The organism is Bacillus sp. FJAT-27001 (assembly GCF_019039175.1).
GTDB classification, from domain to species: Bacteria; Bacillota; Bacilli; order Bacillales; family Bacillaceae; genus Bacillus; species Bacillus velezensis.
In genome coordinates, this window is the sequence record NZ_JAHOAA010000003.1 from 17,701 (window position 1) to 30,752 (window position 13,052).

Genomic DNA, 13,052 nt, shown 5'->3' on the forward strand with positions numbered 1-13,052 from the left:
TTACCCAAACGCATCTGCAATAGTAGGTGCGTTTTTTCTTTTGTTATAAAAAAGGGAGAGCCGGCTTTTCAGCCGGCCCAGAAGAAGACGTCAAACACTAGACGGCGTTTTTTTTCGTGAGGTTTCAAAAAAATATTATTTTTTAAAAGAAAATAAAAAACATGACAAAAGGATGGCAGTTCAATACGTTTTTGCGCTGTTCTCTTTAATTTTTTTATCTTTTGACCTGAAACCGTTATAATAGACGGGGAACGTTTTTCACGATCCGAATTGTGATCATCATGAAACATCAATAGATGAAATGAAGTCATTCTGGCAGGAGGAAAATCAAGATGATGGATAAGAAAATCCTTGTAGTCGATGATGAAAAACCGATTGCAGATATATTAGAGTTTAATTTAAGAAAAGAAGGCTATGACGTGCATTGTGCGTACGACGGAAACGAAGCCGTGGAAATGGTGGAGGAGCTTCAGCCTGATTTAATTCTTTTAGATATTATGCTTCCGAATAAAGACGGAGTTGAAGTGTGCCGGGAAGTCCGGAAAAAATATGATATGCCGATTATTATGCTGACGGCAAAAGACTCGGAGATTGACAAGGTCATCGGGCTTGAAATCGGAGCGGATGACTATGTCACGAAGCCTTTCAGCACGCGTGAGCTTCTGGCCCGCGTCAAAGCGAACCTGCGCCGCCAGCTTACGGTTGCGCCGGCTGAGGAAGAATCAGCTTCTAATGACATTCATATCGGTTCTCTCGTCATCTTCCCTGACGCTTATGTCGTATCAAAAAGAGAAGAAACGATCGAGCTGACTCATCGTGAGTTTGAATTGCTTCATTACTTAGCCAAACATATCGGACAGGTTATGACGCGTGAGCATCTGCTGCAGACTGTGTGGGGCTATGACTATTTCGGTGATGTGAGAACGGTGGATGTAACAGTGCGCCGTCTCCGTGAGAAAATCGAGGATAATCCGAGCCATCCGAACTGGATCGTCACAAGACGGGGTGTCGGTTATTACTTGAGAAACCCTGAACAGGACTAACCGGCGATGAATAAGGTTGGTTTTTTTCGGTCGATTCAGTTTAAGATCACGCTGATCTATGTGCTTCTCATTATCATCGCCATGCAGATTATCGGCGTGTACTTTGTGAAACAGGTGGAGAATTCTCTTCTCAAGTCCTATGAATTATCGTTAAATCAGCGCATTGACAATCTATCCTATTATATTGAGCAGGAATATAAAGGAGATAATGACAGCACCGTCATTAAAGATGACGTCAAACGGATTTTGAATGATTTTACGAAGAATAATGAAATACGGGAAATTACATTTGTTGATAAAAGCTATGAGGTCGTCGGTTCTTCGAGGCCTTATGGCGAGGAAATAGCGGGGAAACAGACGACTGACCCGATTTTTAAACGGATTTTCTCAACAAAACAGGCCTATTCAAAAAAATATTATGATCCTAAAAGTAAAAACAGAGTGCTGATTTCAGCAAAACCTGTCGTCACAGAGAATCAGGAAGTTGTCGGCGCGATTTATGTCGTGGCCAGTATGGAAGATACCTTTAACCAGATGAAAACCGTCAACTCGATTCTTGCTTCAGGAACAGGCTTAGCCCTTGTTCTGACGGCTCTTCTCGGTATATTTCTCGCCCGCACCATTACCCATCCGCTGTCGGATATGCGTAAGCAGGCGATGGAACTGGCAAAAGGGAATTTCTCCAGAAAGGTGCGGAAATACGGGCATGATGAAATCGGTCAGCTCGCAACGACGTTCAACCATCTGACGAGAGAGCTTGAAGATGCCCAAGCCATGACGGAAGGGGAGAGAAGAAAGCTTTCTTCCGTTATCGCGTATATGACGGACGGTGTCATCGCTACGAATCGCAACGGGGCTATTATTCTTTTAAACAGCCCTGCGCTTGAGCTGCTGAATGTTTCACGTGAAACGGCTTTAGAGATGCCGATTACGTCTTTATTGGGCATAAAAGAGAACTTTACATTTGAGGATTTAGTAGAACAGCAGGATTCAATGCTGCTGGAGATCGAACGTGACGATGAAACGACTGTACTGCGGGTGAATTTTTCCGTTATTCAGAGAGAGCACGGAAAAATCGACGGTTTAATCGCGGTTCTTTATGATGTCACCGAACAGGAAAAACTCGATCGGGAACGCAGAGAGTTCGTTGCCAACGTGTCTCATGAGCTGCGGACACCGCTGACGACCATGCGAAGCTATTTAGAGGCGCTTGCAGAAGGCGCGTGGGAAAATAAAGATATCGCTCCGCGTTTCCTAATGGTGACCCAAAATGAGACTGAGCGCATGATCAGATTGGTGAACGACCTGCTTCAGCTTTCTAAATTCGACAGCAAAGATTATCAGTTTAATCGAGAGTGGATTCATATGATCCGCTTTATGTCACTGATTATCGATCGTTTTGAAATGACAAAAGAACAGCATGTCGAATTTATCCGCGAGCTGCCGGACAGAAATCTGTACGTGGAGATTGATCAGGATAAAGTGACGCAGGTTCTCGATAATATCATTTCTAACGCACTGAAATACTCACCGGAAGGCGGACATGTCACTTTCTCAGTCGATGTGAATGAGAAAGAAGAGCTGCTTTATATCAGCGTAAAAGATGAAGGTATCGGCATTCCGAAAAAAGATGTGGAAAAAGTCTTTGACCGTTTCTACAGAGTGGATAAAGCGCGCACGAGAAAACTCGGCGGCACCGGACTCGGCCTTGCGATTGCAAAAGAGATGGTTCAGGCGCACGGCGGAGACATTTGGGCCGACAGTGTAGAAGGCAAAGGAACGAAGATTACATTTACTCTTCCATATAAAGAAGAGCAAGAGGATGATTGGGATGAGGCGTGAAAATATAAAAACAGTCATACTGTCAGTGCTGGTCGTCATTAGTCTTGTTTTAACATGGGGAATTTGGACATTCCAGCCCAATTTTTCAGAAGGCACGGCCTCAACCAAATCGACTGTCCGGGAAAAGCATAAAATTGATAAAACGAGCCAAAAAGTGTCGCAAACGGTAAAACCCCGGGATATGTTTATTCATACAAACGGCTCTCATTATAAAGTGGATGATGAGACGCTCTTTAATGACCTGTGGGCGGATTTGCCGCAATGGGAAGTAAAAGGGATGAAGGATATTTCCGATCAATACGACAAGCTCGGTTTTAAAAATTGGCTTTACGGCAGAAACGGCAATTCGGCAAAGCTCGATCTGCAATTCAATGACACCATTCCGATTGATTTCTTCCAAACAATGTTTAAATGGTCGAATCCGTCAATGGAATACAGCTCATTTGACCATATTGTCATTCCGTTTAATGAGAATAAGACGAATAAGAAGATTTACATGGTCTCGTACAGCAAGCAGCTGATTTTGGAAGTGACTGTGGAATCGGCGAATTACCGCAATCTGATGAATGAGCTGTACAGCAAAAAGTCGAGTATGCCGTTATACCACCTCTATTCGGTCGGAAAAAGCAAAGAATTTCTCATGCCGAATGCGCGGTTTAATATGAAGGAAAAAGAATTTATCACTGAAACCATTAAGACGAACCTGTTTAAGCAGACGCTTTTTAATGATCCGAGCACGGTCAGAGAAGACCCGAATTACAATCGGAATGTGCTGACTGACGGAATCAGCCGTCTGGAAATCAATTCGACACAGCGGCAGATTCAATTCCAGCATCGGAACCTGGCACAAAGCGCTTCTTACCAAACGGGTGAGCTGATTAAGAAAAGCTATAAATATTTAGAGGATACGGGAAGCTGGACGGATCATTATCAATTTTTCAATGTGAGTGATAACCAGCAGCTGAGTTTCTACATGTTTAAAGACCAAATGCCTGTGATCAACAGCACGTCTAAGCCTTTCGGATCCGGACCTGTTTTGACCCTGCAATGGGCCAATGACGAGGTTCTCAGCTACAAGCGGCCGAACTATGTTCTCGGACCGAATCCGATTAAAACAAAAGACGTGAAAATGATGAGCGGCAATGAGGTTGTGTCTTTGCTGGAGCAGCAGGTTAAATACGACGTGAATAAAATCGACCAGATCTTCCTGTCCTATCAAATGGTATCTTCGTCAACGAATGATCTTGTTGAACTGGAACCCGTCTGGAGTATGAAAATCAACGGGAAGATCGTCCCGATTACGAAAGATCTGCTGGGGAAGGAGGAGGACGATAATGGAGTGGAATAAGACAAAAACAATCTTCATCATTGCCTTCCTCATCCTCGATATTTTTCTCGGCTATCAGTTTTTTGAAAAACGCTCGAGCAGTGAATACGAAGTGATTAAAAATTCAAATGTGGAAAAAGACATGGAGATGGATCATATCACATTCGGCAACCTGTCTTCTGATTCCGCGACGGGCTACCGGCTGACGGCGGGCCAAAAGGTATTTACCGCTGAAGATATTGATGCTTTGAAAGATCAAAAGCCTTTAATGGAGATGCCGGCGGAGGATCACAAGGTTACCACACTGAAAATGAAATTTACCGATCCGGTCGGTTTATCGAAGCAAAAACCGCAGGAGGATGCGGAATCGCTCGTCAGCTCTAAAATAACCGGCGGTGAAAAATATAAACTGTGGAAAGTCGACAAGGATCAAAAACAGATCATTTTTTACCAGATGTATGACGGCCAGTTGATTTATCAGGATTTTGACTCGTCCACGGATGCGATCGGACAGGTGATTCTGCATCTGAACGATAAAAACGAGGTCGTATCTTACGAGCAGACCATGCTGGAGTCATTCAAGCGGATCCAGACGGAGAGCCTGATTCCTGAGCTGGATGCGGTCGAATTATTGTATTCTCAAAATTACTTAAAAGCGAATTGCGCCGTTAAAAGCGTCAAGTTCGGCTATATTGCCCAATACCCGCTGACAAGTACGCAGGTGCTGGCGCCGGTATGGAGAATTACAATTGAAGATAAGTCAAAAGGGACGAAGAAAAAGACACAGCAAACGTACACTGTGAATGCATTGGAAAGCACAGTCATTGATAACAATCAAAATAAATAATGGAGTGAGACACAATGGGCTTGCAATTTAGCGTGCTTGCGAGCGGGAGTACCGGAAACGCGTTTTATCTGGAGACAGAGGAGCACTCTTTTCTGGTGGATGCCGGCCTGAGCGGTAAAGCGATGGACGGGCTGATGGAGAAAATCGGCCGCAAGATAGACGACGTCGACGGCATCTTTGTCACTCACGAGCACAGCGACCATATTAAAGGGCTCGGCGTCATTGCGAGAAAGTACGGACTTCCCGTCTACGCCAATGAAAAGACGTGGAAAGCGATGGAGAATCAGATCGGCAAGCTGGATACCGGACAAAAGTTTTTGTTCCCGATGGAAAGCGTAAAATCCTTCGGCGGGCTTGATGTTGAGTCATTCGGCGTCTCTCATGACGCGGCCGAGCCGATGTTTTATGTTTTCCATTACCAAGGCAGAAAGCTCGCGCTGATGACGGACACCGGATATGTGAGCGACAGAATGAAAGGCATTATCCGTTCGGCCAATGTATTTGTGTTTGAAAGCAACCATGATGTCGGCATGCTGCAAATGGGCAGATACCCTTGGAGCATTAAGCGGCGGATTTTAAGCGATGTCGGCCACGTCTCGAATGAAGATGCGGCGCTCGCCATGACTGATGTCATCGGCGACGGCACATCGCGCATCTATTTGGCGCATCTGAGCCAAGACAACAATATGAAGGAACTGGCGAGAATGTCCGTGCAGCAGACATTGGCTGCGAAAGGATTTGTCGCCGGGGAAACGTTTCAGTTATTTGATACCGATCCGAAAATTCCGACGCCGCTGTGCGCCGTGTAATTTTTCCAAATGAATCATGATTATTAATCCGCGATCTGACCCACACTATAAGCAAATCGAGTACTCTTGAAAGGATTTGAGATAGGGTGGATTATAATCGCGATGATGAACAGTACGCCTCCGAACAGCCCCGCCGCAGCAAGAGAGGGTACTTTCTATCAAGTCTGATCGGCGTCATCGTCGGGGCCGCGCTCATGGCTTTCCTGCTGCCGTACTGGACAGGCGGAGACCATGGAGAAAGCAGCAAAAGCACCAGCCAGCGTCTCGGCAGCGAACAGGTGAAAACAGTCAACGTAAATGTCAATGACGCTGTCACGAATATGGTCAGCCGTGTATCAGATTCGGTAGTCGGTGTTCTCAATATCCAAAAGACCGATATTTGGGGAGAGGGCGGCGAAGCGGGAAGCGGGTCGGGCGTCATTTACAAAAAGAACGGAAACACTTCTTATATCGTAACCAATCACCATGTCATTGAAGGTGCGACTGAGATTGAGATCAGCCTGAAGGATGGCTCACGCGTGCCTGCTGAGCTGATCGGGAGCGACCGTCTGATGGATCTCGCCGTGCTGAAGGTGAAGTCTGATAAAATCAAATCGGCCGCCCAGTTCGGCAATTCTGATCAGGTCAAAGTCGGAGAACCGGTCATTGCGATCGGAAATCCGCTCGGGCTTGAATTTGCGGGATCAGTGACACAGGGGATCATTTCAGGCACGGAAAGGGCGGTGCCCGTTGACTCAAACGGCGACGGACAGCCGGATTGGAATGCGGAAGTGCTGCAGACCGATGCCGCGATTAATCCCGGCAACAGCGGCGGCGCTTTGATGGATATATCGGGCAAGGTGGTCGGCATCAACTCAATGAAGATCGCTGAATCCGCCGTTGAAGGCATCGGCCTGTCCATCCCGTCAAAGCTTGTCATTCCCGTTATTCAGGATTTAGAAAAATACGGAGAAGTCAGACGGCCTTTCCTCGGTATTGAGATGAAATCCTTAACGGATATTGCGAGCTACCATTGGAGCCAGACGCTGAAACTTCCGAAAGGCATTAAAACCGGGGCGGTCATTATGGGTGTCGACGCGTTTTCACCGGCCGGAAAAGCGGGTTTGAAAAAGCTCGACGTGATCACCGGGTTCGACGGACATAAGGTCAATGACGTTGTGGATCTCCGTGAGCGCCTGTATCGCAAAAAGATCGGTGACCGTGTGAACATCACGTTCTACCGTTCGGGAAAGAAAAAAACAGCGGAAGTCAAACTGACAGAAGCGGATCGATTACAGAAATAAAAAAACAGCCCGGACAACCGGGCTGTTTTTTATTGATTTATTTGTTAATATTATACTATTATGAAAACGGGAGGTGACACACATGAAAACGGCTGATGTGATCATCGTATTGAATGAAATTGAAGGTGAATGTGAAGGAAGAATTATTTTAGAATGCAGAATTTAAGAACATGAAACATGTCATATCAAACGTCCTTTTTCAGGGCGCTTTTTTTATGCCTTTTTTCAGAAGCCATAAAAAAAGAACTGAACGCGGGTCACAACACGTTCAGTTAAAAATGGGTATATTTAGAAAAAGGCAGACATGAACTTAGAACTGGTGCTGCTGAATTGAAGCGGCAGATAATGATTTTTATTTGCAGATGGCTCCGTTTTCAGCGTTTCCTTTCACCAATTCAGCTTAGATTCCGTTTTGTTTCAGATAAAAGCGAATAATAGAAGGGGAAGCGAAAAAAATAAACACAGGCTGATACATCTAAGGAGAGACTGCATCATGGAAAAGTTGAAAGGCATCAAGCTGAGTGCAGACGGCGAGTCTGCACTCATTGATTCTTTAACGATGGGGCTTCATTACGGAACGGTCCTTAGGGAAGACAATATCGTCGAGGTGTACATCCGTTCTCTGCGCGAAAAGCTGAAGGACAAAGAGCACAAGGTGATTCGCACGGTTCGGGGCGCCGGGTACAGGATGAATCTGGCATGAAACGGCTGTACAGAACCCTGCGGTTCCAGCTCCTGTTCAGGTCACTGGCGATTTTGGCTTTGCTGTTATGTTTCATCGGCGGTACTCAGTACATGTTTATGACACGGACGATGTATGAAAATCAGGCGATCAGCATTCAGAGTGATATCAATTCAATGGATCAAAGCGTATGGAGGTCAATCAAAACCCTTGCCCGTTCCGAAACACCGGCTCATCCGAATTTGATTTACCCCGGGGTGACGGTTGCTTTTATCAATCAATCATACAAGATGTCTGTTTTATCAGAAGACCCGCACGCGGGGGCCGCTCCTTCTTTTCCGAAAAAAGTGTACCGGGATGCGCTGACAGACACCATGGCGCTTCACTATCAGGTGGCTCACAATGAGGCGGGTGAGGAAATCATCGTCGTGTTTCAGGCGATTTCCGTTGACGGAAGGCAGGCGGGAGTTGTGCAGATGAGCACGCTGACCCAGCCTTTGAATGATTCGCTTTTCCGCCAGATCAGCATTTTTGCGGTGCTTTCCTTTGCGGCTTTGGTCATCGGACTGTTTGTTTTCTTGCCGGTGATCCGGCTTACACTCAAGCCGTTATCACGCATTGTGCGTATGATGGATGACATTCATGCCGGCAGTCTCGATAAACGGCTGCCGATTGATAAAAGGCAGGCAGAAATTGAGTCGCTGGGCATCTCCATCAATCAGATGCTGGAACGGATTGAAACCTCTTTTCAGGCGGAAAAAGAAGAGAAGGAGCGCATCCGGCAGTTTGTATCAGACGCATCACATGAGCTGAGAACGCCGCTTACCTCCATTCACGGCTTTATCGAAATTTTAATGCGCGGAGCGGCGGAGAAGCCGGAGCAGAAAGAAAAAGCGCTTCAAAGCATGTACGCGGAATCCGCCAAGGCGAATAAGCTGATAGAGGATCTTCTGTTTCTCGCGAAGATTGACCGGGCGCCGAGCTTTGAAATGAAAAAAGGCGCATTGGGAGACGTCATTTTGGAAATGGAGGCTCAGCTGAAGCTGCTCGCGAGAAACCGGAAGCTCGAGTTCTTTGTCGATCAAAAGATAGAAGCCGTTTTTGACAAAGACAAAATGAAGCAGGCCATTCTCAACCTCTTTTACAATGCGGTGCAGCATACGGATGAAGACACGGGTGTCATCACCGTCTCCCTGCAGAAAGACGGAGGAATCATGCTTATGATTGCGGATAACGGAACGGGAATCGCTCCGGAGCATGTGCCTCATTTGTTTGACCGGTTTTACAGGGCGGAAACCTCCCGATCCCGTCAATCCGGCGGCGCGGGGCTGGGTCTTGCCATTACAAAAACCATTATCGACAGTCACAACGGAACAATTGAAGTGAAAAGTGAGCAGGGAAAAGGCTCCGTGTTCATCATCCGGCTGCCGGGATAAACCGGGAAGCAGGAAGAAATATCACAATTTATATGTAAATTCTAAATTTTCAAAAAATAACTTGTCCTTTTCCAATATTGGTGATAATATCTAGTTATTGGTAAAGGGGGTGTGTACTGATGAAGATTGAAGAACTTGATCTTGATACAGAAACAGCAAGCTTGGTGCATCGTTGCTAGTAAAGCCGTGACTCCCCTCATTGGGGAGTTATTATCTTTCAGGGGGTATGTCATGATGTCAACGTACTGTAAGCGCTGGAAGTTTAAAGACAGCGTGCAGGTGCTGACCTACACGGCGCATATTATCATTCAATATCGAAAGGCGATTAAGCTTGCGCATACGAGTGAGATCAAAGAGGCGGTTGAACGGCTGATCATCGGCTGTGAAAAACAAGAGCTTTCTGATCTTCTGGGAGAGGAAGCGGGAAACCAGTTTTTCGATGCGTTAATGAAATTGGATGCTTTAATAGAGCCATGGCAAAACGGCCGTGAAGGCCGCATCACTGAAAAGCAGCTGTACCATTTTGAGAAATACAACCAAAACCCCAATCTGATCCAAAAGAGATTAGACGGCAGCAGGGCAGCGATCGTGGGTCTGGGGGGCGTCGGAACGATCATTCTTCAAAACCTTTTGGCGGCGGGCATGCAGCATTTTATTCTCATTGATTTCGATGCCGTATCAGTACATAACCTGAACAGACAATTCGTCTATAATCAATCTTCTGTAGGCAAATTAAAGATCTCAGAATGCAGAGATTATATTGCGGGTATCAATCCCCATGCGGACGCAGCACTTTACCATAAGGAAATTACACAGCCGCAGGACCTGCGTGTGTTAGATCCGTACGAAATTGATATCGTCATAAATGCTGCTGACAAACCCCATAACATTTCTGAATGGGTTTACCGGTATTGTAAGGAGCGGAATATCGCGTTTATGACCGGGGGTGTCGGCAGCTTCAGCGGCCAATGGGGGCCTCTGCTCACGCCTGAATCCTATCAATCCGGCGTCACCTATGAAAAAAACATGCCGGCCGGACTTCTGAACTGTTACCCCGATGAACCGATCAAAGGTTCCTTAGGAGCGACAAACGGTATTATATCCTCGTTTATGTCTCATGACATTATCACATACCTTGCAGGCGGAAGCCCGAAATCCCTGAATACCCGCATCGGCCTGGACTTTGACGGCCTTCATATTACAGAAACGAAGCTTTCTCAAAAGGAAAGCGCTTTATGAAGACGATGCATCGTACGGCGAGAAAACCGGGCGACCCTCTGAAAATAGAAATCGACACAAGCCCGATACGCTTGAACCCATTAGATACGCAGGATTACACAAGCAAGATGATGTGCAGCATTATGTATGAAAGTCTGCAGGACGGCTATAACTGCCGGATCATCCGCAAAGATCCCCGCACCTGTCAGGTGGACATTCACCCGGACTATTTAGGCGACGCCGAGGGTGTGGTTCAAACGATCATCTATCATCTGACGAAAGAAAATCAAAGCCCCCATCTCGGCAGTTTCCTGAACATAAAACAGGCCGTTCCGTATGTAAAAGGCCTCGTCTCTTCCGATCAGCTCGGGGTGAACGTAACAGGCGAAAAACGCTTTGAAGTCACCTTGGACGAGCCGTCTGATGAAATAGAAGCCGTTTTGCAGAGCAGCTTTCTGATTCCTGGGACCGCCGGGGGCGATGTGCCGGAAAACGGCCCGTACCGATTCAAGCGCACGTTTGAGAAGGGGCTGGAATTTGAGCGGAATCCGCAATATAAAATGACGCCCGCGGATCACCGCACGGTTCAGACCATCCAATTTATTTTGAATGATGATCTGGAAAAAAGCATCGGGCTGTACGAAGCGAATCAAACGGACGTGACCTGCCACACCCAGTTTCATCATTCAAACATGAGGTATCGGCAGTATGCTGATTTTAAAGAAAATCATTTGCCGATGTTATTTACCTTCAAGGTAAAGGACGACATGCTGAGAACTTTCATTCAGCATTATTTTGATAAACAAAAGCTGGCCGGGGATTTGGGGCATATCATCACGCCGACTGATTCACTGATCGGTATATGGGAAAGCGGGAGGACACCGCAGAAAGATCCGCCCCTTTTGACAAGAGAAGAACCGATCCGAATCGTTTATGCCGATTATTATCCCAACGGAGAGATCATTGAAAGGCTGGCTGATTTGTTTCGGCGGGCCGGAGCGGACGTGTCCGTCTCCCGCGTCAGTCATTTCAATGATTATTACCATATGGATAAAAGCCGGTTTGATATTGAGCTCCATTTGTTCCTGCCGGCTTACATGCATGAGCTGAGCTATATCAAATATTTCATCCGCGACATCAGCGATCCAGGGAAGAAAAAAACGATCATTGATGCCGTAGGATCTGAAAAAAAGAAGGAACTTTTTGGGTTATTCGAGAATACAACTCATTATTGCCCAATTTGTTTTGGGAAAAGTCTGTATCTGCAAGATCCATGTATAGAGGGTTTTAGTGTAAAGACTGACGGGCTCCTTTCTGTTCATGATGTTAAATGCAGATAGCTGGAAAGGGGTATTCATTTGCGGAATCGAAATTTGCTTTACTTCTCCGGTTTTTTCGGAAACTTCTTTTTCGAACGGGGAATTTGGATTTTATATTTAACAAGCATGAATTATTCATTATTTCTTGTGGGCATCCTGCAATCGGTCCTGAATTTGGCGATGTTTCTGGCGGAAGTGCCGAGCGGCGTCATCTCGGACAGAATCGGGAGAAAAAAATCGCTCTTGCTCGGCCATTTTATGGTCATTGTCTATTTGGTGATGTTCCTGAGCTTCCACAACTTCATCGCCCTCTTCATCGCCCATATTATATACGGTATCGGGCTGACGTTTATATCAGGAACGGATCATGCCTTTTTGTTTGATTCACTGAAAGAACAAGGGAAAGAAAAGTGGTACGGCAAATCCATCGGAAATTATAACGGACTTGTCATACTCGGTCTTGCGATCGCCATGGGCATCGGCGGCTACTTGCAGGAAATATCATGGTCGTATGTGTTTATCGCCGGGATTGTCACTCAGCTGATTGCAATGGCGGTCATTACACAGCTGACGGAAATTAAATTTGAAAACAGTGAACACGAAACGCAGACGGTCGGTGACATCTTAAAAGAAGTCAAAGATTTCTTCAGGCTGAACAAAGCCTTTAAATATCTGGTGCTGTCACTCTCCGTTTTCTTTGCGATTACATCGGTTTTTTATATGTACGGACAAGATTTGTTAAGTCAGGAAGGGCTGTCCGTGCGCAATATATCCATTATTTTTGCGGGACTGTCCATCTTGCAGGCACTGTGCTCCATCTTTTCTTCCAAGCCGGCGGAAAAATTCACGCCGAGGCGCGTGCTTCTGCTGACATTCTGCATCATCGGGGCGGCCTATCTGTTTATACCATCGGGCAGTCTGTACGTGACGATTGCAGCTTTTGTCGTCATTAACGCGCTCTATGATGTGATAGAACCCGTATCCAGTCAGGTGGTGAATAATGAGATTCCGTCCAGAACGAGAGCCACGCTGCTGTCCATTATCAGTTTGATGACCTCGCTCTTCATGTTCATTGCCTTTCCGTTTATCGGATTCTTAACGGACTATTTTGATTCAGCTTTGCTGCTGACCGCAATCGGGGTATTATCCATCTTATTGTCGCTGTTTATGATGCTCAGCTTTTACAAACTGAAAGCGAGCGTCGCCATCCAGAATAAAGTCGAGCTTTGAACCAGAATGACAAAGG

At 46.2% G+C, this 13,052-nt stretch carries 11 protein-coding genes; all 11 read left to right on the top strand.

From position 1 onward, the window contains the following. The first annotated feature begins 335 nt into the window (after positions 1–335). The 11 genes from walR (at position 336) to BGM27_RS10390 (ending at position 13,036) form a co-directional block, all read left to right on the top strand. On the top strand, positions 336–1,043 hold the full coding sequence (gene walR / locus BGM27_RS10340; RefSeq protein ID WP_004393104.1) for a cell wall metabolism DNA-binding response regulator WalR: 708 nt from the start codon (positions 336–338) through the stop codon (positions 1,041–1,043). A gap of 6 nt (positions 1,044–1,049) precedes the next feature. Continuing rightward, positions 1,050–2,885 (top strand): cell wall metabolism sensor histidine kinase WalK, encoded by a 1,836-nt coding sequence (walK, locus tag BGM27_RS10345; protein WP_004393106.1) that lies wholly within the window; start codon positions 1,050–1,052, stop codon positions 2,883–2,885. After that, positions 2,875–4,233, top strand: a complete 1,359-nt coding sequence (gene yycH / locus BGM27_RS10350; protein ID WP_007407897.1) for a two-component system activity regulator YycH — start codon at positions 2,875–2,877, stop codon at positions 4,231–4,233. Before walK ends, yycH begins: the two co-directional genes overlap by 11 nt. Continuing rightward, entirely contained in the window at positions 4,220–5,059 is an 840-nt protein-coding gene (locus BGM27_RS10355) for a two-component system regulatory protein YycI (protein WP_007407896.1), read from the top strand. The genes yycH and BGM27_RS10355 overlap by 14 nt, the downstream gene beginning before the upstream one ends. Before the next feature lie 14 nt (positions 5,060–5,073). Beyond that, a complete protein-coding gene (locus BGM27_RS10360; RefSeq protein ID WP_007407895.1) occupies positions 5,074–5,868 on the top strand; it encodes an MBL fold metallo-hydrolase in 795 nt (264 codons plus the stop codon). A gap of 86 nt (positions 5,869–5,954) precedes the next feature. Beyond that, positions 5,955–7,151 (top strand): S1C family serine protease, encoded by a 1,197-nt coding sequence (locus tag BGM27_RS10365; RefSeq protein WP_007407894.1) that lies wholly within the window; start codon positions 5,955–5,957, stop codon positions 7,149–7,151. A gap of 493 nt (positions 7,152–7,644) precedes the next feature. Beyond that, positions 7,645–7,854, top strand: a complete 210-nt coding sequence (locus tag BGM27_RS10370) for a winged helix-turn-helix domain-containing protein (protein WP_007407892.1) — start codon at positions 7,645–7,647, stop codon at positions 7,852–7,854. Continuing rightward, complete coding sequence (locus BGM27_RS10375; protein ID WP_007407891.1) at positions 7,851–9,269, top strand: sensor histidine kinase; 1,419 nt, start codon at positions 7,851–7,853, stop codon at positions 9,267–9,269. Before BGM27_RS10370 ends, BGM27_RS10375 begins: the two co-directional genes overlap by 4 nt. 231 nt (positions 9,270–9,500) lie before the next feature. Beyond that, positions 9,501–10,508: a ThiF family adenylyltransferase gene (locus BGM27_RS10380; RefSeq protein WP_020954387.1), complete on the top strand. Its 1,008-nt coding sequence runs from the start codon at positions 9,501–9,503 to the stop codon at positions 10,506–10,508. After that, positions 10,505–11,827, top strand: a complete 1,323-nt coding sequence (locus tag BGM27_RS10385) for a periplasmic substrate-binding domain-containing protein (RefSeq protein WP_007407889.1) — start codon at positions 10,505–10,507, stop codon at positions 11,825–11,827. Before BGM27_RS10380 ends, BGM27_RS10385 begins: the two co-directional genes overlap by 4 nt. A gap of 18 nt (positions 11,828–11,845) precedes the next feature. Then, complete coding sequence (locus tag BGM27_RS10390; protein ID WP_014306161.1) at positions 11,846–13,036, top strand: MFS transporter; 1,191 nt, start codon at positions 11,846–11,848, stop codon at positions 13,034–13,036. The last annotated feature ends 16 nt before the right edge of the window (positions 13,037–13,052 follow it).

Excerpts from the sequence above, each read along its gene's own strand:
- walR (WP_004393104.1), top strand. The coding sequence starts at position 336 with ATGGATAAGAAAATCCTTGTAGTCGATGATGAAAAACCGATTGCAGAT.
- walK (WP_004393106.1), top strand. The coding sequence starts at position 1,050 with ATGAATAAGGTTGGTTTTTTTCGGTCGATTCAGTTTAAGATCACGCTG.
- yycH (WP_007407897.1), top strand. The coding sequence starts at position 2,875 with ATGAGGCGTGAAAATATAAAAACAGTCATACTGTCAGTGCTGGTCGTC.
- BGM27_RS10355 (WP_007407896.1), top strand. The coding sequence starts at position 4,220 with ATGGAGTGGAATAAGACAAAAACAATCTTCATCATTGCCTTCCTCATC.
- BGM27_RS10360 (WP_007407895.1), top strand. The coding sequence starts at position 5,074 with ATGGGCTTGCAATTTAGCGTGCTTGCGAGCGGGAGTACCGGAAACGCG.
- BGM27_RS10370 (WP_007407892.1), top strand. The coding sequence starts at position 7,645 with ATGGAAAAGTTGAAAGGCATCAAGCTGAGTGCAGACGGCGAGTCTGCA.
- BGM27_RS10375 (WP_007407891.1), top strand. The coding sequence starts at position 7,851 with ATGAAACGGCTGTACAGAACCCTGCGGTTCCAGCTCCTGTTCAGGTCA.
- BGM27_RS10380 (WP_020954387.1), top strand. The coding sequence starts at position 9,501 with ATGATGTCAACGTACTGTAAGCGCTGGAAGTTTAAAGACAGCGTGCAG.
- BGM27_RS10385 (WP_007407889.1), top strand. The coding sequence starts at position 10,505 with ATGAAGACGATGCATCGTACGGCGAGAAAACCGGGCGACCCTCTGAAA.